The organism is Streptomyces sp. NPDC020875 (genome assembly GCF_040641415.1).
In the GTDB taxonomy this organism is placed as follows: domain Bacteria; phylum Actinomycetota; class Actinomycetes; order Streptomycetales; family Streptomycetaceae; genus Streptomyces.
The window spans coordinates 40,910-60,224 of sequence record NZ_JBFADP010000023.1; the positions used below are offsets into that span (position 1 = coordinate 40,910).

At 71.7% G+C, this 19,315-nt stretch carries 21 protein-coding genes, 1 tRNA gene and 1 riboswitch; of the genes, 16 read left to right on the forward strand and 6 right to left on the reverse strand.

Features of this window, described 5'->3' with window-relative positions:
* The first annotated feature begins 66 nt into the window (after positions 1-66).
* The 4 genes from AB0G74_RS15530 to AB0G74_RS15545 all read left to right on the forward strand — a co-directional run bounded on the left by AB0G74_RS15530 (position 67) and on the right by AB0G74_RS15545 (position 2,541).
* Complete coding sequence (locus tag AB0G74_RS15530; RefSeq protein ID WP_361145877.1) at positions 67-837, forward strand: ABC transporter ATP-binding protein; 771 nt, start codon at positions 67-69, stop codon at positions 835-837.
* A 213-nt stretch (positions 838-1,050) separates the two neighbouring features.
* Entirely contained in the window at positions 1,051-1,155 is a 105-nt protein-coding gene (locus tag AB0G74_RS15535) for a putative leader peptide (protein WP_358824078.1), read from the forward strand.
* Positions 1,156-1,296: 141 nt separating this feature from the next.
* Positions 1,297-1,584: a MoaD/ThiS family protein gene (locus tag AB0G74_RS15540; RefSeq protein ID WP_361145728.1), complete on the forward strand. Its 288-nt coding sequence runs from the start codon at positions 1,297-1,299 to the stop codon at positions 1,582-1,584.
* Between the two features lie 6 nt (positions 1,585-1,590).
* Positions 1,591-2,541 (forward strand): cysteine synthase, encoded by a 951-nt coding sequence (locus AB0G74_RS15545; RefSeq protein WP_361145731.1) that lies wholly within the window; start codon positions 1,591-1,593, stop codon positions 2,539-2,541.
* Positions 2,542-2,871: 330 nt separating this feature from the next.
* Here AB0G74_RS15545 and AB0G74_RS15550 read toward each other — a convergent pair whose 3' ends face one another.
* Complete coding sequence (locus tag AB0G74_RS15550) at positions 2,872-3,348, reverse strand: type II toxin-antitoxin system PemK/MazF family toxin (RefSeq protein ID WP_361145734.1); 477 nt, start codon at positions 3,346-3,348, stop codon at positions 2,872-2,874.
* A gap of 324 nt (positions 3,349-3,672) precedes the next feature.
* Here AB0G74_RS15550 and AB0G74_RS15555 point away from each other — a divergent pair, with 324 nt between their 5' ends.
* The gene (locus AB0G74_RS15555) at positions 3,673-4,425 is read left to right on the forward strand and encodes an MBL fold metallo-hydrolase (RefSeq protein ID WP_361145737.1); all 753 of its coding nucleotides are present in this window, start codon (positions 3,673-3,675) and stop codon (positions 4,423-4,425) included.
* Between the two features lie 110 nt (positions 4,426-4,535).
* Here AB0G74_RS15555 and AB0G74_RS15560 read toward each other — a convergent pair whose 3' ends face one another.
* Complete coding sequence (locus AB0G74_RS15560) at positions 4,536-5,807, reverse strand: PTS transporter subunit EIIC (protein ID WP_361145739.1); 1,272 nt, start codon at positions 5,805-5,807, stop codon at positions 4,536-4,538.
* Positions 5,808-6,181: 374 nt separating this feature from the next.
* Complete coding sequence (locus AB0G74_RS15565) at positions 6,182-7,477, reverse strand: PTS transporter subunit EIIC (RefSeq protein ID WP_361145742.1); 1,296 nt, start codon at positions 7,475-7,477, stop codon at positions 6,182-6,184.
* A gap of 149 nt (positions 7,478-7,626) precedes the next feature.
* Here AB0G74_RS15565 and AB0G74_RS15570 point away from each other — a divergent pair, with 149 nt between their 5' ends.
* From AB0G74_RS15570 to rdgB, 4 genes are all read left to right on the forward strand, one after another.
* Positions 7,627-7,938, forward strand: a complete 312-nt coding sequence (locus AB0G74_RS15570) for a PTS glucose/sucrose transporter subunit IIB (RefSeq protein WP_361145745.1) — start codon at positions 7,627-7,629, stop codon at positions 7,936-7,938.
* A 277-nt stretch (positions 7,939-8,215) separates the two neighbouring features.
* Positions 8,216-8,956 (forward strand): ribonuclease PH, encoded by a 741-nt coding sequence (gene rph / locus AB0G74_RS15575; protein ID WP_358824086.1) that lies wholly within the window; start codon positions 8,216-8,218, stop codon positions 8,954-8,956.
* A gap of 189 nt (positions 8,957-9,145) precedes the next feature.
* The gene (locus AB0G74_RS15580; RefSeq protein WP_361145749.1) at positions 9,146-9,529 is read left to right on the forward strand and encodes a hypothetical protein; all 384 of its coding nucleotides are present in this window, start codon (positions 9,146-9,148) and stop codon (positions 9,527-9,529) included.
* 684 nt (positions 9,530-10,213) lie between these two features.
* On the forward strand, positions 10,214-10,816 hold the full coding sequence (gene rdgB, locus AB0G74_RS15585; protein WP_361145752.1) for an RdgB/HAM1 family non-canonical purine NTP pyrophosphatase: 603 nt from the start codon (positions 10,214-10,216) through the stop codon (positions 10,814-10,816).
* A 98-nt stretch (positions 10,817-10,914) separates the two neighbouring features.
* Here the strand turns inward: rdgB and AB0G74_RS15590 are convergent.
* Positions 10,915-10,989: transfer RNA gene (locus AB0G74_RS15590), tRNA-Leu, on the reverse strand.
* A 118-nt stretch (positions 10,990-11,107) separates the two neighbouring features.
* Entirely contained in the window at positions 11,108-11,575 is a 468-nt protein-coding gene (gene bcp / locus AB0G74_RS15595) for a thioredoxin-dependent thiol peroxidase (RefSeq protein ID WP_361145755.1), read from the reverse strand.
* Positions 11,576-11,734: 159 nt separating this feature from the next.
* Between bcp and AB0G74_RS15600 the strand changes: the two genes are divergently transcribed.
* The 4 genes from AB0G74_RS15600 (at position 11,735) to AB0G74_RS15615 (ending at position 13,863) form a co-directional block, all read left to right on the forward strand.
* Entirely contained in the window at positions 11,735-12,055 is a 321-nt protein-coding gene (locus AB0G74_RS15600; RefSeq protein WP_361145758.1) for a DUF3618 domain-containing protein, read from the forward strand.
* 129 nt (positions 12,056-12,184) lie between these two features.
* Positions 12,185-12,487, forward strand: coding sequence for a co-chaperone GroES (locus tag AB0G74_RS15605; protein WP_361145880.1), 303 nt, complete (start codon positions 12,185-12,187; stop codon positions 12,485-12,487).
* A gap of 131 nt (positions 12,488-12,618) precedes the next feature.
* The gene (locus AB0G74_RS15610; protein ID WP_361145883.1) at positions 12,619-13,350 is read left to right on the forward strand and encodes a DJ-1/PfpI family protein; all 732 of its coding nucleotides are present in this window, start codon (positions 12,619-12,621) and stop codon (positions 13,348-13,350) included.
* 77 nt (positions 13,351-13,427) lie between these two features.
* Positions 13,428-13,506, forward strand: a riboswitch (guanidine-III (ykkC-III) riboswitch).
* 36 nt (positions 13,507-13,542) lie between these two features.
* Positions 13,543-13,863, forward strand: a complete 321-nt coding sequence (locus AB0G74_RS15615) for a multidrug efflux SMR transporter (protein ID WP_358824091.1) — start codon at positions 13,543-13,545, stop codon at positions 13,861-13,863.
* Between the two features lie 92 nt (positions 13,864-13,955).
* On the opposite strand, the gene AB0G74_RS15620 is transcribed toward AB0G74_RS15615, so the two are convergent.
* On the reverse strand, positions 13,956-16,331 hold the full coding sequence (locus AB0G74_RS15620; protein WP_361145762.1) for a transglycosylase domain-containing protein: 2,376 nt from the start codon (positions 16,329-16,331) through the stop codon (positions 13,956-13,958).
* Positions 16,332-16,577: 246 nt separating this feature from the next.
* Here AB0G74_RS15620 and AB0G74_RS15625 point away from each other — a divergent pair, with 246 nt between their 5' ends.
* From AB0G74_RS15625 to AB0G74_RS15635, 3 genes are all read left to right on the forward strand, one after another.
* The gene (locus AB0G74_RS15625) at positions 16,578-17,378 is read left to right on the forward strand and encodes an ABC-2 family transporter protein (protein ID WP_361145765.1); all 801 of its coding nucleotides are present in this window, start codon (positions 16,578-16,580) and stop codon (positions 17,376-17,378) included.
* Positions 17,379-17,469: 91 nt separating this feature from the next.
* The gene (locus AB0G74_RS15630) at positions 17,470-18,270 is read left to right on the forward strand and encodes an ABC transporter permease (RefSeq protein ID WP_361145886.1); all 801 of its coding nucleotides are present in this window, start codon (positions 17,470-17,472) and stop codon (positions 18,268-18,270) included.
* A 2-nt stretch (positions 18,271-18,272) separates the two neighbouring features.
* The gene (locus AB0G74_RS15635; RefSeq protein WP_361145769.1) at positions 18,273-19,280 is read left to right on the forward strand and encodes an ATP-binding cassette domain-containing protein; all 1,008 of its coding nucleotides are present in this window, start codon (positions 18,273-18,275) and stop codon (positions 19,278-19,280) included.
* Positions 19,281-19,315: the final 35 nt, after the last annotated feature.

Below are 19,315 nucleotides of genomic sequence, written 5' to 3' on the forward strand. Positions count from 1 at the left end.
GCCCCGGCCGAGAGCCCGGCCACGACCGGCGCCGGACCCGGTGCCCGCGGGCCCGGCCCGGCCGAACTGCGGGTACGCGGGCTCTCGTACACCACCCCGGAGGGCCGCCCGCTCCTCGAAGGCGCCGACCTCGACCTCCGCCCCGGCGAGACCACCGGCCTCGTCGGCCCCAACGGCAGCGGCAAGACGACCCTGCTGCGCTGTGTCTACGGCACCCTGCGCCCCACCGCCGGGACCATCACCGTCGACGGCGCCGATCTGCTCGCCATGGGCCCCAAGGACCGGGCCCGGCGGGTCGCGACCGTACCGCAGGAGAACCGGCCCGAGTTCGAACTCACCGTCCGCGAGATCGTGCTGATGGGCCGGGCCCCGCACAAGCGCTTCTGGGAGCCCGACAGCGCCGCCGACGGCCGGGCGGCCGACGAGGCCATGGCCCGGCTCGGCATCACCGAGCTGGCCGGGCGGGCCTTCCCGTCGCTCTCCGGCGGGGAGCGGCAGCGCGCCCTGGTCGCCCGCGCCCTGCTCCAGGACCCGGCGCTGCTCGTCCTCGACGAGCCGACCAACCATCTCGACATCCGGTACCAGCTGGAGATCCTCGGCCTGGTACGGGAGTTGGGCACCACCAACCTGCTCGCCCTGCACGACCTCAACCTGGCCGCGTACTACTGCGACCGGATCCATGTCCTGCACGGCGGCCGGATCGTCGCCGCCGGGCCGCCCGCCGAGGTCCTCACGGCCGAGCTGCTGGCCGAGGTGTACCAGGTCACGGCCGAGGTGGCGGTCCACCCGAGGACGGGCGCCCCCACCATCACCTACCTCCCGCCGGGGCTTCCGTAGGACCCGCGCGACGCCCGTACGGACAAGCTGTCCGTACGGGCGTCCGCAGGGTGTCCGCAGGGTGTCCGCGGGGTCTCCGTACAGCCGTTCACGGGGTCTCCGAGGGACCGTCCGGTGGCCGGAGAAGACCATTCGTCCGACAGGTGAGCACTGTCCGTCCGGCATACGAGATGCTATTCCGAACCCCGGATCGGGAATCGTTACGATGACCGCATGGTTCTCCACGACATGAGCGACAAGACGCGGAGCGGTGCCGTACTGCTCGTCGCGCGGCTCCATGTCGACCTGTGCCGTCTCGCCAGCGCGATGTGTACCTGAGCGTGTCCTGATCCGTGCCCTGAGCCCGTTCCGCGTTCCGAGCACCGCCGGACGATTCGTCCGGAACATCCGATCCACCGCCCTCGGCGCGGGGGCCGAGCCGCGCCCCCGCCTCTTCGACTGTCGACTGGAGTCCACCCCATGGCCATCGAGGTCCGCATTCCGACCATCCTCCGCACCTACACCGGCGGCGAGAAGGCCGTCCAGGCCGACGGCGCGACGCTCGCCGAACTCTTCGCCGACCTGGAGACCCGGCACACGGGCATCGAGGCCCGGATCGTGGACAAGGAGAACGGCGACCAGCTGCGCCGCTTCGTGAACGTCTACCTCAACGACGAGGACGTCCGCTTCATCGACGGCATCGCCACCAAGGTCTCCGACGGCGACAGCGTCACCATCCTCCCGGCGGTCGCCGGCGGAATGCGCTGACCCACGATGCGTTACGACTCCCCGCTCGCGGCCGTCGGCAATACGCCGCTGGTCCGGCTGGCCCGGCTGTCCCCCTCCGACGACGTCCGGATCTGGGCGAAACTGGAGGACCGCAACCCCACCGGCTCGATCAAGGACCGCCCGGCGCTCCATATGATCGAGCAGGCGGAGAAGGACGGCCGGCTCACCCCCGGCTGCACGATCCTGGAACCCACCTCGGGCAATACCGGCATCTCCCTGGCGATGGCGGCCCGCCTCAAGGGCTACCGCATCGTCTGCGTCATGCCGGAGAACACCAGCCAGGAGCGTCGTGAACTGCTCGCGATGTGGGGAGCCGAGATCATCTCGTCACCGGCGGCCGGCGGTTCCAACACCGCCGTCCGCGTGGCGAAGGAGCTGGCGGAGCAGCACCCGGACTGGGTGATGCTCTACCAGTACGGCAATACCGCCAATCCGGCCGCGCACTACGCCACCACCGGCCCGGAGATCCTGGCCGACCTGCCGTCCGTCACCCACTTCGTGGCGGGCCTGGGCACCACCGGCACCCTGATGGGCGTCGGCCGCTATCTGCGCGAACACGTCCCGGGCGTCTCGATCGTGGCCGCCGAGCCCCGCTACGACGACCTGGTCTACGGGCTGCGCAACCTGGACGAGGGCTTCGTGCCCGAGCTGTACGACGCCTCCGTCCTCACCACCCGCTTCTCCGTCGGCTCGGCGGACGCGGTCCGCCGTACCCGCGACCTGCTCCAGCAGGAGGGCATCTTCGCGGGCATCTCCACGGGCGCCGCGCTGCACGCCGCGATCGGCGTCGGTACGAAGGCCGTCAAGGCGGGCCGGAGCGCCGATATCGTCTTCGTGGTCGCCGACGGCGGCTGGAAGTACCTCTCCACCGGTGTCTACACCGCCCCGACGACGGAGGCGGCGATCGAGACGCTCCAGGGCCAGCTCTGGGCCTGACGCCCGCGATCGCCCACCGCCCGCCCGGTGCCCGGTGTCGAGTGGCCCCCGGCACCGGAGGGTGCGCGAGGGCGGCGACGGGCGGGATGGGCCCGTCGTGGACGGCGGCGACCCGGATCGGGCGCCCGCGCGGGGTCCCCGGCTCCGCTCCGTCCCCCCGTCGACGGTCGTCGGCTCGATCACGGATTCGATCGCTCCGCCCGGGCCGGAACGGCCGGAGTACGGGCCGCGGCCGGCCGTGGTGACGGGCCGTACCGCCCGCGCGGTGAGCCCGGCCTACACCGCGGAGTCCGCGCGGCGGATCGCCGATCGCCGTTCGGGCGCCCGCGATCAGGCGAGGTGCCGGACGCGGTCCCACAGCTCCGGCGGGAGCGTGCCCGCCTTGCGGCGGAAGGCGGAGACCCGGACGTCGCGGAGTTCGTCCGTCTCCAGATAGCTGGCGCGCCCACGGGCGTCGCCGACCGTCCCCGGCGGCAGCGGGATCACCCCGGGCCGGGGATCGGGGCGGCTGGTGATCTTGGCGACGCGGGCCGTGGCGGAGCCGACCCGGAGCACCAGACAGGGGCGGTCCTTCGACCCGGGGCCGTCCTCGTAGGGCACATCGGCCCACCAGATGTCCCCCGGGCGGAGGCGGCGGCCCCGCAGCACCGGGGCCCGGCCCGGCGGGCGGCGCTCCGGCGGGCGGCGGGAAGCCGGACGGCCCGGCCCGCCCCCGCGGCCGGTCCGGCCCCTGGCTTCGGCCACCGCCACGAGCAGGGCGAGCAGAATCACCCCACCGGCCAGATACGGCCACCACGACTCGTTCACAGCACCGACCGTACCGACGCCGCCGGGACCCCGCACCCGGCGGGGAGCCCCGGGCGCGCGGCCCGGCCCCCGGCGCGGCCCGCATTACGCGCCCCGTACCGCTACGAAACGCGCCCCGTGCCCCGTACGCGCGCCCTTGTGCCGTCCGAATCGGTGACAGCCCAGGTGAGTTCCCCCACAACGCCCGGCGCAGGAGGAGCGGCCACCTCTTTTGCGCTTTACGCTCGACGGACCGCACGACCCGGACCTCACCCCCGCGCCTTCGGGCCCGGGGGTGCCCGGCCCGCACCCGTCACCCTCCCCGTCAACGGAGGTCCCAGCTCCATGAAGCTCACCGTCGTCGGCTGCTCGGGGTCGTTCCCGTCCGCGGAATCGGCCTGCTCGAGCTACCTCGTCGAGGCCGACGGCTTCCGGCTGCTGCTCGACATGGGCAACGGAGCCCTCGGCGAGTTGCAGCGCCATATCGGTCTCTACGACCTCGACGCGGTCTTCCTCAGCCATCTCCACGCCGACCACTGCATCGATATGTGCGGGTACTTCGTGGCCCGCTACTACCGCCATGACGGCGGGCGCTGCCCGGCGATCCCGGTCTACGGCCCCGAGGGCACCGAGCAGCGGCTGACCACGGCGTACGCGGACACACCCGCGCCCTCCGCGATGGCCGAGGTCTTCGACTTCCACACCCTGAAGTCCGGCAGCTTCGACATCGGGCCCTTCGCCGTCCGGGTCGAGCGGGTGGCCCACCCCGTCGAGGCGTACGGGATCCGGCTGGAGCACGGCGGCCGGACCCTGGCGTACTCCGGCGACACCGGGGTCTGCGAGCCGCTGTACGAACTGGCGGCGGACGCGGACCTCTTTCTCTGCGAGGCGTCCTTCACCCACGGCAAGGAGGACATCCCGGGCCTCCATCTCAACGGGCGGGAGGCCGGTGAGCTGGCGCACCGGGCCCGGGTGGGGCGGCTGGTGCTGACGCACATCCCGCCGTGGACCGACGCCGGGCGGAATCTGGCCGACGCCCGGGAGACGTACCCCGGTCCGGTGGAGCTGGCGGCGGCCGGGGTCGCGTACGAGGTGTGAGCGGGTGCCGCCGGGGTCCGTCCGGGGCGGACGGCACCCGGCCCGGAACGCGAGAACGGTACGGCCCCGGGCGAGCGCCCGGGGCCGTACCGTCGATCGGGTCCGGTGGCCTACTTCGACCCCGACTCCGCCTTCTGCAGCTCCGCCAGCTCGTCGTCGGACTCACGGCCCGGCGTCGGCAGGTTGAACTTGGTGATCGCGAACCGGAAGACCACGTAGTAGAGCGCGCCGAAGGCGACTCCGACCAGCGCAAGACCGATGGGGTTGGAGGCGATGCCGAAGTTCAGTATGTAGTCGATCGCGCCGGCCGAGAAGCCGAATCCGTCCCGCATGCCGAGTGCCCAGGTCAGGGCCATCGAGACACCGGTGAGGACGGCGTGCACCGCGTAGAGCACCGGGGCGATGAACATGAAGGTGAACTCGATGGGCTCGGTGACACCCGTGACGAACGAGGTCAGCGCAAGGGAGAACATCATGCCGCCGACCACCTTGCGCCGCTCCGGGCGGGCGCAGTGGACGATCGCGAGACAGGCCGCCGGGAGGGCGAACATCATGATCGGGAAGAAGCCGGTCATGAACTGACCCGCCTCGGGGTCGCCCGCCAGGAAGCGCGCGATGTCGCCGCTCTTGCCGTCGTACTCACCGGCCTGGAGCCACGGGAACGAGTTCAGCAGGTGGTGCATGCCGATCGGGATCAGCGCCCGGTTGGCGACACCGAAGATGCCCGCGCCCGCCGCGCCGGAGCCGACCAGCCACTCGCCGAAGTTGTGCAGCACGGTGCCGAGGACCGGCCAGATCAGACCGAAGACGATCGCGATGACCAGACCCGCGAAGGCGGAAAGGATCGGCACCAGTCGGCGACCGCCGAAGAAGCCCGCCCAGTCGGGCAGCTTGGTCCGGTAGAACCGCTGGTAGAGCAGGGCGACGACGAGGCCCATCACCACACCGCCGAGGACCTTGGCGTCCACCGGAGCCTCGGTCATGACGATCTTGCCGTCGACGACCTTGGCGACCTCGGGCAGGTTCTTGTCGGTGAACTGGGCCAGGACGTTCTTGAAGACGAGATAGCCCGTGACGGCCGCGAGGGCGGTCGAGCCGTCGGACTTCTTGGCGAAGCCGATCGCGATGCCGACGGCGAAGAGCAGCGGCATGTTGTCGAGGAGGGCGTTGCCGCCCGCCGACATATAACCGGCGATCTTCTGTATCAGCTCCGGGAACGACTCGCGTCCCAGCATGTCGGGCTGGCCGAAGCGGACCAGGAGCGCGGCCGCGGGCAGCACCGCGACCGGCAGCATCAGGCTGCGGCCGATGCGCTGCATAACAGCCATCGCGCCCGCGCCCTTCTTCTTCTGCGCCGCGGGGGCGTCACTCGCCGTGGACATGTGCATCCTCCAGTGGGCAAGGCGGCGCCCGGCGGCATGGCAGGGGGGACGACGACGCCTTGAGGGGAATCGGGGTATGACGGAGACCCATCCCAGTGGGACCGACCAGGAGCGTGCCTCTGGTCTACACCACTGAGTGGTTTAGACCTGTTGTAGCACGGCTGTGCGGGTCGGGGATAGATAAGGAACCTTCAAATATTGTGGCGTGGAACATACGTAACAATTCGGGCGCGATGGGGGGTTGGGCCCGAGGTCGGCCGGGGTGCGGCCCGATTTCGGGCACCGGGGCGCCCGAACCCGGAAAAGCCCCGGCCCCCGCCGAAGGGGCGGGGGCCGGGGCCGGGCGAACGGGGCCGAGCGCCGTTCGCGGTGCGCTATTTGATGTTGTCCTTCTCCTGCTGCTCGCCCACGTCCTCCGGTTCCCGGCCCGGGGTCGGCAGCTTGAAGAACGTGATGGCGAACCGGAAGATCACGTAGTACACCACCGCGAAACAGAGCCCGATCGGGATGATCAGCCACGGTTTCGTCGCCAGACTCCAGTTGATCACATAGTCGATCAGCCCGGCCGAGAAGCTGAAGCCGTCATGGACGCCGAGCGCCCAGGTCACCGCCATCGAGACACCCGTCAGCACGGCGTGGATCACGTACAGCACCGGCGCCACGAAGAGGAACGAGTACTCGATCGGCTCGGTGATCCCGGTGACCAGCGATGTCAGCGCCACCGAGAGCATCAGCCCGCCGACCTCCTTGCGGCGGTGCGGGAACGCGGTATGTGTGATCGCCAGCGCCGCCGCGGGCAGCGCGAACATCATGATCGGGAAGAAGCCGCTGGTGAACTGGCCCGCGTTCGGGTCGCCCGCCAGGAACATCGAGATATCGCCGTGCACCGTCGTACCGTCGGGCTTGGTGTAGCTCCCGAGCTGGAACCAGATCGGCACATTGAGGAACTGGTGCAGCCCGATCACCAGCAGCGCCCGGTTGGCCACCCCGAAGATGCCCGAACCCCACGCCCCGAGCCCCACCAGCCAGTCGCTGAAGTGCTCCAGACCGGTACCGATCGGCGGCCAGATCCAGAGGCAGAGCGCGGCGAACGCGATCGCCACGAACGCCATGATGATCGGCACCAGCCGCCGGCCGTTGAAGAAGCCCAGCCAGTCCACCAGCTTGGTGCGGTGGAACCGCTGCCAGAAGTACGCGGCCAGCAGACCCATCACGATGCCGCCGAACACCCCCGGATTCTGGTACTGGAAGAGGCTGAACGTGCCGTCCGCGTGGGCGCAGCCGCCGCCCGCCGCCTTCGACCCGGGCGTACAGTCGATCGGGAACTGGCGCAGTACGCCCCGGTAGACCAGGAAGCCCGCCACGGCGGCGAGCGCCGTGGAGCCGTCCGCCTTCTTCGCCATCCCGATGGCGACACCCACACAGAACAGCAGCGGCAGCCCCAGCTCGGGATCGAGCAGCGCCCCGCCCGCCCCCGCCATCACCTTGGCGACGTCGTTCCAGCCCAGCCCCTCGGCGCCGAACACATCGGGCTGGCCGAGCCGGTTGATGATGCCCGCGGCGGGCAGGACGGCGATGGGGAGCTGGAGACTGCGCCCCATCTTCTGGAGCCCCTGGAAGAATCCGCTCCAGGGGGACCGTCCCCGGGCCGCCACACTCTCGGACGCCATCGGCACTCCTCCCGGCTCGAACGGGCCTGGTTTGGCAGGTCGGGCAGACTGGTGTAGACCAGTTGCCGTACGGCCGCGCGGACCGTGATCGTCATCATTGGGTACGAAGCGGCACATCGCCCGTGAAGTTGGGCCAACCGTGCGTTACCGTGACCGAGCGGCCGATCGCGGGCCGTCGCAGCGCCGAGCGACCCGTCGAGGTCGCCGGGGAACACCAGGGAGAAGACATGGCCACGAAGGCTGAGAAGATCGTCGCCGCGCTCGGCGGAGTCGACAACATCGAAGAGGTCGAGGGCTGCATCACCCGTCTCCGGACCGAGGTCATCGACCCGGACAAGGTCGACGAGGCCGGTCTGAAGGCCGCCGGTGCCCATGGTGTCGTCAAGATGGGTACCGCGATCCAGGTCGTCATCGGTACGGACGCGGACCCGATCGCCGCGGAGATCGAAGACATGATGTGACCTGCGCGGTCACCACGCCCGGGCCCCCTCCGCCGAGCCGGAGCGGGCCCGTACGCATGTCCGGGGCCGTACGCCGGTGACGCCCGGGGCGGCTCGGGGGCCGTACGCCGGCAGCGACCCGGGCCGTACGCCGACGGCGCCCCGGGGCGAGTCCGGCGACCTGTACCGCGGGCCGGATCCGTACGCCCGGAGCGCGCCGGATCGTACGCCGGGCGGCGCCCGGGACCGGAGCCGTACGCCGGACGGAGCAGTCCCCCGCTCCCGATAGGCTCGGGTCATGTCTCGCATCGACGGCCGCACCGCCGAACAGCTCCGTCCCGTCACCATCGAACGCGGGTGGAGCAAGCACGCCGAGGGTTCCGTCCTCGTCTCCTTCGGCGACACCAAGGTCCTCTGCACCGCCTCCTTCACCGAGGGCGTACCCCGCTGGCGCAAGGGCAGCGGCGAGGGGTGGGTGACCGCCGAGTACTCGATGCTGCCGCGCGCCACCAACACCCGCGGCGACCGGGAGTCCGTCCGCGGCCGGATCGGCGGACGCACCCATGAGATCAGCCGGCTGATCGGCCGCTCCCTGCGCGCCGTCGTCGACACCAAGGCCCTCGGCGAGAACACCATCGTCCTCGACTGCGACGTCCTCCAGGCCGACGGCGGCACCCGAACCGCCGCGATCACCGGCGCCTACGTCGCCCTCGCCGACGCCGTCACCTGGGCCCGGGGCCGCAAGCTGATCCGGGCCGGACGGCAGCCGCTGACCGGCACCGTCGGCGCCGTCTCCGTCGGCATCGTCGACGGCGTACCCCTCCTCGACCTGCGCTACGAGGAAGACGTCCGCGCCGACACCGACATGAACGTCGTCTGCACCGGCGACGGCCGCTTCGTCGAGGTCCAGGGCACCGCCGAGGCCGAGCCCTTCGACCGCAAGGAACTCAACGCCCTCCTCGACCTGGCCGCCGGGGGCTGCGCCGACCTGGCCGCACTCCAGCGCGCCGCACTGGACGAGACCGGCGCCGACGCCTGACCCGTACGGGCGGTTCCAGCCGTCCGGCCGTACGGGGCCGGACGGTTCCGGCCGTCCCCTCCTACGGGCCGGACGGCGAGCAACCCCCACCGCCCGGCCCGGCGTCTTCGGGGGCACGGGCGTACCGCCACCGGTCGTACGCCCCGACACCGGGGAGGGACCCCGGTGCGCCCGGGGGAGGAAACCACCATGACCGCGCGCCGCCGAATCGTCGTCACGCTCGCCGCAGCCGCGCTGACCGTGCCCGTCGTCACCGGGTGCGACGCCGTCGACACCGCCCTCGACTGCCTCGACACCGCCGAGACCATCACCCGCAGCCTCGACAACCTCCAGAGCGCCGTCTCCAACGCCGCGGACAACCCGACCGAGGCGCGGCAGTCCCTCGAAGACATCGAGAAGGAACTGAAGACCCTCGACGACAAGACGGACAACGCCGACCTGGAGAAGGCCGTCAAGGACCTCGACAAGGGCATCGACAACATCCGCCGGGCGATCGAGAACAACGAGAACACGGTGGACATCGCCCCGCTGAAGGACGCGAGCAAGGAAATCCGCAAGGTCTGCACCCCCTGACATCCCTTGCCCCTCCGGGGCATCGCCCCAAGTACCCGGGCCGCGCCCGGCGACCTGGCGTCGTTCGCGGTCCGCGCCACCGTCGTGGCTGGTCGCGCAGTTCCGCCCCCTATGCCTTCGGCAATGGGGGGACCCCCAGCGCCTTGGCCCTCCGGCTGAGGCCCACAACCCGGTCTCGCCCGGCGGCCTGATGTCGTCGGCGGTCAGCGGCCCGCCCGTCGCTGGTCGCGCAGTTCCCCGCGCCCCTAGGTTGCCCTCCTGACCGCTCCTCCCAAGAGACGGGCCCTCCAAGACCGTCAACCCTTTCAGGGCGGTGCCGGGGAGAGCATTTAGGGGCGCGGGGAACTGCGCGACAAGCCACGACGGTGGTGCGGACCGCGAACTACATCAGGCCGCCGGGCGCGGCCCGGGTCTGTCGGCGATGCCGTGGAGGGCCAAGGCGCTGGGGGTCCCCCCATTGCCGAAGGCATAGGGGGCGGAACTGCGCGACCAGCCAGCCACGGTCCGCAGGCCGCCGACAACATAGGGTCGCTGGGTGCGGCCCGGGTTGTGGGCCTCAGCCGGAGGGCCAAGGCGCTGGGGTCCCCATCGCCGAAGGCATAGCCCCACGCGGGCCGCCCGCGGCGAACAACGCGTGGCCCGGGTCGAGTGAGGCGGACCCGTCGGGAGGACGATAATCGGGGGATGAGCCGTATCGTTCTCGCCACCCGCAACGCCGGGAAGATCGTCGAGCTGAGGGCCATCCTCGCCGATGCCGGACTTCCGCACACCCTCGTCGGTACCGACGCCTATCCGGAGGTTCCGGACGTCAAGGAGACCGGGGTGACCTTCGCCGAGAACGCCCTGCTCAAGGCGCATGCCTTGGCGAAGGCGACCGGGCTGCCCGCCGTCGCCGACGATTCCGGGCTCTGTGTGGACGTCCTCGGCGGCGCGCCGGGGATCTTCTCCGCCCGCTGGGCCGGGACCCACGGCGACGACCCGGCCAATCTGAATCTGCTGCTGGCCCAGCTCTCCGACATCGCCCCGGAGCACCGCGGCGCGCACTTCTTCTGTGCCGCCGCCCTCGCGCTGCCCGACGGTACGGAGCGGGTCGTCGAGGGGCGGCTCACCGGCACACTGCGCCATGTGCCCGCAGGGACCAACGGCTTCGGCTACGACCCGATCCTGCAGCCCGACGGCATGGACCGGACCTGTGCCGAGCTGACATCGGATGAGAAGAACGCGATCAGTCACCGGGGCAAGGCGTTCCGGGCCCTGGTGCCCGTCGTCCGCGAGCTGGCGGGCTGAGGCGACCACCCGCCGAGGGCCACCACCCGCCGACGGCGCGGCACACGCCGAGGGCGCGGCTCCCCTTCGAAAGGGGGCCGCGCCCTCGTGTTCGACCGTGAGCCCGGTGGGACTCGAACCCACGACACACCGGACCTAAACCGGCGCCCTCTAGCCAGCTGGGGTACGGGCCCCCGTCGCAGCTCACTCTACTGGCTGCGGGCCCGCGCCCTCGCCGGATATCGGCCCGTGATCGATGCCGCCGGATGCCCCGCCGGGTGCCCCGGCAGGCTGCCCCGCCTGGGTTTCGGGTCAGATCCCCAGATCTTTGATGATCTTGGCGACATGGCCGGTGGCCCGGACGTTGTAGAGGGCCCGTTCGACCTTGCCCTCCTCGTCGACGACGACCGTGGACCGGATGACGCCGGTCACGACCTTCCCGTACAGCTTCTTCTCGCCGAACGCGCCGTACGCCCGCAGTACCTCCTTCTCCGGGTCGCCGACCAGGGTCACCTTCAGGCTCTCCTGCTCCCGGAACCGGGCCAGCTTCTCCGGCTTGTCCGGCGAGACACCGATCACGTCGTAACCGGCCCCGGCCAGGACGTCCAGATTGTCGGTGAAGTCGCATGCCTGCTTGGTGCAGCCGGGCGTCAGGGCGGCCGGGTAGAAGTAGACGATGACCTTGCGGCCCCGGTGGTCCGCGAGGGACACCTCTTTGCCGTCCGCGTCGGGCAGGGTGAAGTCGGGGGCAAGGTCACCGGGCTTGAGGCGGTCGCTCATGCTCTTCGGGCTCTCCTCGGAAGGTGTGCGTGGTGTACGCGGTCGAGCGTAATGGGGGTGCCGTGGGGTGCGACGGCGGCAGAGCTGACAGACTGTCGAGGAGCTACCGGATCCGTACGGGAACCGGACGAACCAGGAATCAACCACGGAGGCGGCGCGGTGTCGGACGCGAGGACCCCAGCGCAGATCGAGGCGGACATCGTCCAGCGGCGCGACCGGCTGGCCGAGACGCTGGACGAGATCGGGGTACGGGTACACCCCAAGACCATCGTCGGTGACGCCAAGGCCAAGGTCGCGTCGCAGGTGGACCAGGTCAGAGGCCGGGCGCTGGACGCGGTGCAGCGCACCGTGGACGACATCCGGTCCCGGTTCGTCACCGAGGACGGCGCCGCCCGGCTCGACCGGGTCGTGCCGGTCGCCCTGGTGGTGGTCGGGGTGGTCGGACTGCTCGCCGTCTCGTCCCGCAGGGGCCGGGGCTGACCCGGGGGTGAACCGCCGCCTCCCGGGGCCCCGGCGGCCACCGTCCGCCGGGAGTACGGGTAGGTTGCACGCGTGAGCGCCGACACCACCCGAGACCCGGGCACCCAGCACGACAAGCTCCCCATCCGGATGCTGCACGACCGTGTGCTGGTGCGGACCGACATCCCGGAGGGCGAGCGGCGTTCCACCGGCGGCATCGTGATCCCCGCGACGGCGGCGGTCGGCCGTCGGCTCTCCTGGGCCGAGGTGGTCGCCGTCGGTCAGAGCGTGCGGACCGTGGAGACCGGTGACCGGGTGCTCTACGACCCCGAGGACCGGGCCGAGGTCGAGGTCAGGGGTGTGGCGTACGTCCTGATGCGGGAGCGCGACCTGCACGCCGTGGCCGCCGACCGTTTCCAGGGCTCCGAGGACAGTACCGGTCTGTATCTGTAGGACCGGATGGCGGTACGGGCCGATCGCCCTCGGATCGGGACGTGCCCCGGCCCGGGGGGAACTCCCCGGCCGCGGTGTCCGACTCCTGACGCGACCGACACCGCGCCGGACAGGAGATCCGTATGCCGCCCATGAACCGCCGGGACGCCCTCCGTACCTCGACCGCCCTGGGCGCCGTCGGAGCGCTCGGCGCCACCGCCGGTACGGCCCCGGCCGCCGCGTCGGGACGGGCCGGGACCGGTCCCCTCCGCGTCCAGGTCGTCATGTTCGACGGTGTGGAGGAGCTGGACTTCGCCGCGCCGTACGAGGTCTTCGCCGCCGCCGGGTACTTCACCGACCGCCCGGTCGAGGTCCGCTACACGGCCGTGGCCGGCTCCGGTTCGGTCACCGGCGCGTACGGCACCCGGATCCGGGGCATCGGCCCCTGGGAGCCCGACGAGGCCGATGTCCTCGTGGTCCCCGGCGGCGGCTACCGGCGGCCCGGCAAGCCCGGGGTGGCGACCGAGATAGCCCGGGGCACCCTGCCCCGGGCGCTGGCCCGCGCGGTCCGCCCCGGGCTCACGATCGCCGCCCTCTGTACCGGGGTGATCCTCTGCGCCGCCGCCGGACTCACCCGGGGCCGCCCCTGCACCACCCACCGGGGAGCCCGCGCGGACCTGGAGCGGCGGGGCGGCATCCTCAAGGACGCCCGGGTGGTGGACGACGGCGATCTGGTCACGGCGGGCGGTGTCACCTCCGGACTGGAACTCGCCCTCTGGCTGACCCGCCGGGAACTCGGCGCGGACCCGGCGACCAAGCTGGAGGCCATGCTGGAGTACGAGGCCCGAGGCACGGTCTGGACCCCGGGACCGCTACGGCGGTAGTCCTGGGCACCGGAGTATCGCCTCGGAACAGCGGACCCGGATGGCCGAAATACCCCCGGTGACCAAGGTCACCGGGGGCTTTGCCCCTGCTTTGCTAAGCTGGGGATCACCCCGACGAGACGCGCCGTACCGGGACTTCAGCAAAGACGACGCACCCCGGATACGAAGTTCGAATGTCTCGGAGGTGCCGTCATGGCATGGGTTCTGCTGATCATCGCCGGTGTGCTGGAAGTCGGCTGGTCGATCGGAATGAAGTTCACCGAGGGCTTCACCAAGCTCTGGCCCAGCGTCTTCACCGGCGCGGGCATCGTCGCCAGCATGATCCTGCTGGCCCAGGCCACGAAGACGCTGCCCATCGGTACCGCCTACGGCGTCTGGGTCGGCATCGGCGCGGCGGGTGCCGCGATCGTCGGCATGGTCGCCCTGAACGAGCCGGTGACGGCGGCCCGGATCTTCTTCGTCTCGCTGCTGCTGGTCGCGGTCGTCGGCCTGAAGGCCACCTCCGGCCACTGACCCCCGAAACCGCCGAGGCGCCGTGCTCACCCCCGTGCACGGCGCCTCGGCCCTTTTCCCGGCGGCCCGCCCTCGGCCCCGGTTCCGGCGGCTCAGTACGGGCGGCGGGCCCGGGTACTCGGTTCCGGTCCGGGACCGGCGTCACCGGTGCCGGGACCCTCGTCCCGGAACACCCCGTCCGCCGGAACGTCCGGCAGCACCACCGGACCCCCGCCGGCCCCCGGCGGTACGTCCCCGATCACCGGCGGCGCCGACGGCAGGATCTCCACCGGCAGGGACGGCACCGTCACCGGAGGCAGGGTGATCCCCGGCGGCAGGGGCACCACCTCGTCCGGGGGACCGGTGCTCGGCGACGGACCCGTCGGCCCGTCCGGCGACTCCGTCCCCGGCGACGCGGGCCCCTCGTCGTACGTCCCCTCCTCCACGACCAGTTCGAAATCGGTGATCTCGGTCTCCGCCAGCGCGTCCCCGGTGAACTGGCCCCAGACCCGGGCTGGCGCGCCGCCCCCGTTGATCCGCGGCAGCCCCATCGCCCCGTACAGCGGCTTCTGCACCCCGGTGTCCGGGTCCTGGCCCATCACCGCGACCACCGTCGCCAACTGGGGCGTGTAGCCGGCGAACCAGGCGGCCTTGTCCTCCTCGGCGGTCCCCGTCTTCCCGGCCGCCGGACGGCCCGCGGTCCTGGCCGCCGTACCCGTACCGCCCTCCACCACGCCCTGGAGCACCGCCGTCGTCGTATCGGCCGCCTCCCGGCTCACCACCCGCCGCTCCCGCCGCTCGGGCAGGCCCACCGCCGTACCGTCCTTGCTGACGCTCGCCACGATCGAGTAGCCGCCCCGGCGTCCGTGGTTGGCGAGGGTCGCGTACGCCTCCGTCATGTCCAGCACGCTCGCCGTCGCCGGACCCAGCGCGATCGACGGCGAAGCCGACAGATCGGGGGTGCCGGGCGGCAGGCCGAGGGCGATCGCGGTCCGTTTCACCGCCGCCGGGCCCACATCCACCGCCAACTGGGCGTAGACCGCGTTCACCGACCGGTCCGTGGCGGTCGCCACGGTGATCGGGCCGTACGAGATGCCGTCCTCGTTCTCGGGCGCGTACCGGCCCCCGCTCCAGCCCCGGACCGGGCGCCGGTCGTCGCCGTCGTAGACCGTGCCCGGGGTGATCGGGCGGCCGTCCTGGGTGGTGGCCCGGTGCTCCACGGCCGCCGCCAGCACGAACGGTTTGAACGTGGACCCCACCTGGTAGTCCCGGCGGGTGGCGTTGTTGACGTACTGCCGGGTGTAGTCGACCCCGCCGTAGAGCGCCACCACCTGCCCCGACGCCGGGTCGATCGCCGCGCCCCCCACCCGGACGTCGCGGTCGGCGGCCCGCCGCTCCGGCTCCAGCCGGGCCGTCACCTGCTCGGCCACCGCCTTCACGAAGGCGTCCTGCTTCGACCGCTGGAGCGTCGTGGTGATCCGGTAGCCGCCCGCCGCCAGGGTCTGCTCGTCCACGATCCCCCGGGACGTCAGATACTCCTCCACCGCCTGCACCACATACCCCCGCTGCCCCGAGAGACCGGTCGCAGGGCGGGCGCTGAGCGGGGTGGGGAAGACCGTCGCCGCCCGCTCCGCCGGGGAGAGCCAGCCCTGCTTCACCATGCCGTCGAGGGTGTAGTTCCAGCGGGCCAGCGCCGCGCCCCGGTTCTCCGGGTGGGTGGTGACGTCGAACGCGGTCGGCGCGTTCAGCAGCGACGCCAGATAGGCGCCCTGGGCGGTGGTCAGCTTCGAGACGTCCGTCCCGTAGTACGCCTGCGCCGCGGCCTGCGCGCCGTACGCGTTCCGGCCGAAGTAGCTGGTGTTCAGATACCCCGCCAGGATCTCGTCCTTGCTCTGCTCCCGGCCCAGCTTGATCGCGATGAAGAACTCCTTCCACTTACGCGACAGGGTCTGCTCCTGGCCGAGGTAGTAGTTCTTCACGTACTGCTGGGTGATGGTCGAACCGGACTGCTTCCCCTTGCCGGTCAGGGTGTTCCAGGCGGCCCGGACCATCGCCTTGGGGTCGACCGCCCGCTCCGAGTAGAAGTCCCGGTCCTCGGCGGCGAGGACCGCGTGCCGGACCGTCAGCGGGATCTGCGCCAGCGGCACGTTCTCCCGGTTGACCTCGCCGTCGACGGCGAGCCTGCTGCCGTCCTCGTAGAGATAGACGTTCGACTGGGCGACGGCCGCCGCGTTCGCGGACGGGATGTGGACCAGGGCGTACCCGGCGGCGAAGGCGGCCACCAGCAGCGCCCCCACGACCACCAGCCCGGCCAGCGCCGCCCGCCAGGTGGGGACGGCCCGCCGCCAGCCGGTCCGCCGCCGGCCGCCCGGCCCGGGGCCCCGCGCCCGGCCCCGGTCGGGGTCCGGCGGTGGCGTCGACGCACCCCCCGGCCCGGCCGCGGTCGCGTCCCGGGGGGCCCAGCCCTGCTGCGGTGGCTGCTCACTCATAGGCACATACTGCACTTTTCGGTCTGCTGTTCCCCGGACCCGCACGGATGAGAGCCGGGGAAAACGGGTCGCGCCGGACACGGGCCCGTACTAGGCTCCTGCGCTTCGGCCCCGGGCCGCCCGCGGCGCCCGGTGGTCCGGGAGCCCCCGGCACCCGGCGACAACGGCACGACGCGGCACCGCGGTTCCGAGCCCGCGAAGGCCGCCACCGGACACAACGAGACGCGACAGGGGAGGGAAACGCGGGTGCGGCTGTACGGAGTCGTGGCGGTCGGCGGATTCCGCCGGTACGCGGCCTATCGCATGGCGACCGTGGCGGGCGTCTTCACCAACACCGTCTTCGGTTTCATCATCGCCTACACCTATATCGCCCTCTGGGACCAGCGGCCCCAGCTCGGCGGCTACGGCATCGAACAGGCCCTCACCTACGTCTGGCTCGGCCAGGCGCTGCTGGCGGCCTGCGCCATGATGGGCGGCGGCTTCGAGAACGAACTGATCGAACGGATCAGAACCGGCGACATCGCCGTCGACCTCTATCGGCCCGCCGACCTCCAGGCGTTCTGGCTCGCCGCCGACCTCGGCCGGGCCTGCTTCCATCTGCTCGGCCGGGGCGTCGTCCCGGTCGCCGTCGGCGCCCTCGTCTTCGAACTCGCCCTGCCGTCGTCACCACTGACCTGGGCCGCGTTCCTGCTCTCCGTCCTCCTCGGCCTGATCGTCAGCTTCGCCCTCCGCTATCTGGTCGCGCTCTCCGCGTTCTGGCTGCTGGACGGTACCGGGGTCACCCAGCTCAGCGCGCTGGCCGGGATGTTCTTCTCCGGGATGCTGCTACCGCTGAACGTCTTCCCCGGCGTCCTCGGCGAGATCGCCCGCGCGCTGCCCTGGTCGTCGTACCTCCAGATCCCCGCCGACATCCTGCTCGGCGTCCGGACCGGCACCGGACTGATCGAGGCGTACGCCTTCCAGGCCGGGTGGGCGATCGTCCTGCTGGCGGCCGGACGGCTGCTCCAGACCGCGGCGACCCGCCGGGTGGTGGTCCAGGGTGGCTGAGCCCGAGACCCCCTACCGGCCCACCCCGGTCCCCGCGCCCCGGCCCGCTCCCGGGCCGCCGTCCGGGGAGCCGTACGACCCCTCGGGCGCGCTGGCCGGGCTGCGCGCGTACGGACTGATCACCGCCATGTGGATCCGCTCCACCCTGGCCTACCGGGCCTCCTTCGCGATGGCCCTGGTCACCAGCTTCGCCTTCAGCGTCTTCGACTTCGTCGCCGTGATGCTGATGTTCTCGCACATCGACACGCTCGGCGGCTACACGCTCGGCGAGATCGCCCTCCTCTACGGCATCGCCTCCACCGGCTTCGGCCTCACCGACCTCCTCCTCGGCTCCACCGACCGGCTGGGACGGCGGGTCCGGGACGGCACCCTCGACAGCTTCCTGGTCCGCCCCGTCCCCGTACTCGCCCAGCTCGCCGCCGACCGCTTCGCCCTGCGTCGGCTCGGCCGGGTCACCCAGGGCCTGGTCGTCCTCGGCTGGGGACTCGCCTCGGTGGACGTGGCGTGGACCCCGCTGAAGGCGCTGCTGCTGCCGGTCGCCGTACTCAGCGGCGCGGCGATCTTCGGGGCGCTCTTCGTGGCCGGGGCCGCGTTCCAGTTCTGGGCCCAGGACGCCGCAGAGATCCAGAACTCCTTCACCTACGGCGGGATCACCATGGTCCAGTACCCGCCCACGGTCTTCGCCCGGGACCTGGTCCGCGGGGTGACCTTCGTCGTCCCCCTCGCCTTCGTCAGCTGGCTCCCCGGCCTCTACATCATGGGGCGGCCCTACCCGGTCGGCGTACCGGATTGGTTCGCCTTCGCCCCGCCGCTGGTCGCGGCGGGCTGCTGCGCCCTGGCCGGACTGGCCTGGCGCGCGGGCCTCCGCACCTACCGCAGCACAGGGAGCTGACCATGGCCACGACCGACACCGCGCCCCGGGCCGGCGACGCGCCCGGCACTGAAACCGTCATCGAACTCACTGACGTCGAGAAGTTCTTCGACGTCCGCCGCAAAACCGGCCCGCTGCGCCGGGAGAAACACCGGGTCAGGGCCGTGGACGGAATCTCCTTCCGGGTCCCGCGCGGCGAGATGGTCGGCTATATCGGCCCCAACGGCGCCGGGAAGTCCACCACCATCAAAATGCTCACCGGCATCCTCACCCCCAGCGGCGGCCGGGTCCGGGTCGCCGGAATCGACCCCTCCCGCGAACGTGCCCGGCTGGCCCGCCGGATCGGAGTCGTCTTCGGCCAGCGGACCACCCTCTGGTGGGACCTGCCGCTCCGGGACTCGTACCGCCTCGTCCACCGGATGTACCGGATCCCCGACCGGCGCTACCGCGAGAACCTCGACCGCTGCGTCGAACTCCTCGACCTCGGCGAACTGCTGGACGTACCGGTCCGCCAGCTCTCCCTCGGCCAGCGGATGCGCGGCGACATCGCGGCGGCCCTGCTCCACGACCCCGAGGTGCTCTACCTGGACGAACCCACCATCGGCCTCGACGTGGTCTCCAAGGCGAAGGTCCGGGAATTCCTCCGCGACCTCAACACCGAACGCGCCGTCACCGTCCTGCTCACCACCCACGACCTCACCGACATCGAACAGCTGTGCAGCCGGGTGATGGTCATCGACCACGGCAGACTGATGTACGACGGCCCGCTCGGCGGCCTCCACGAGACCGGCGGCAGCGAGCGGATCCTCGTCGTCGACCTGGAGCGCGAGCTGCCGCCGCTGGAACTGGACTCCGCCCGTACGGTACGGGTCGAGGGCCCCCGGCAGTGGCTGGCCTTCCCCGCCGGACGGTCCGCCGCCCCGCTGGTCGCGGAGGTGGCGGCGGCGTACCCGGTGATGGATCTGTCGATCCGCGAACCGGACATCGAGGCCGTCATCGCCAGGATGTACGCGGATCGCCCGGGCGTCTGACCTCCGGCTGACTATCCTTTCCCGTATGAGTGAAC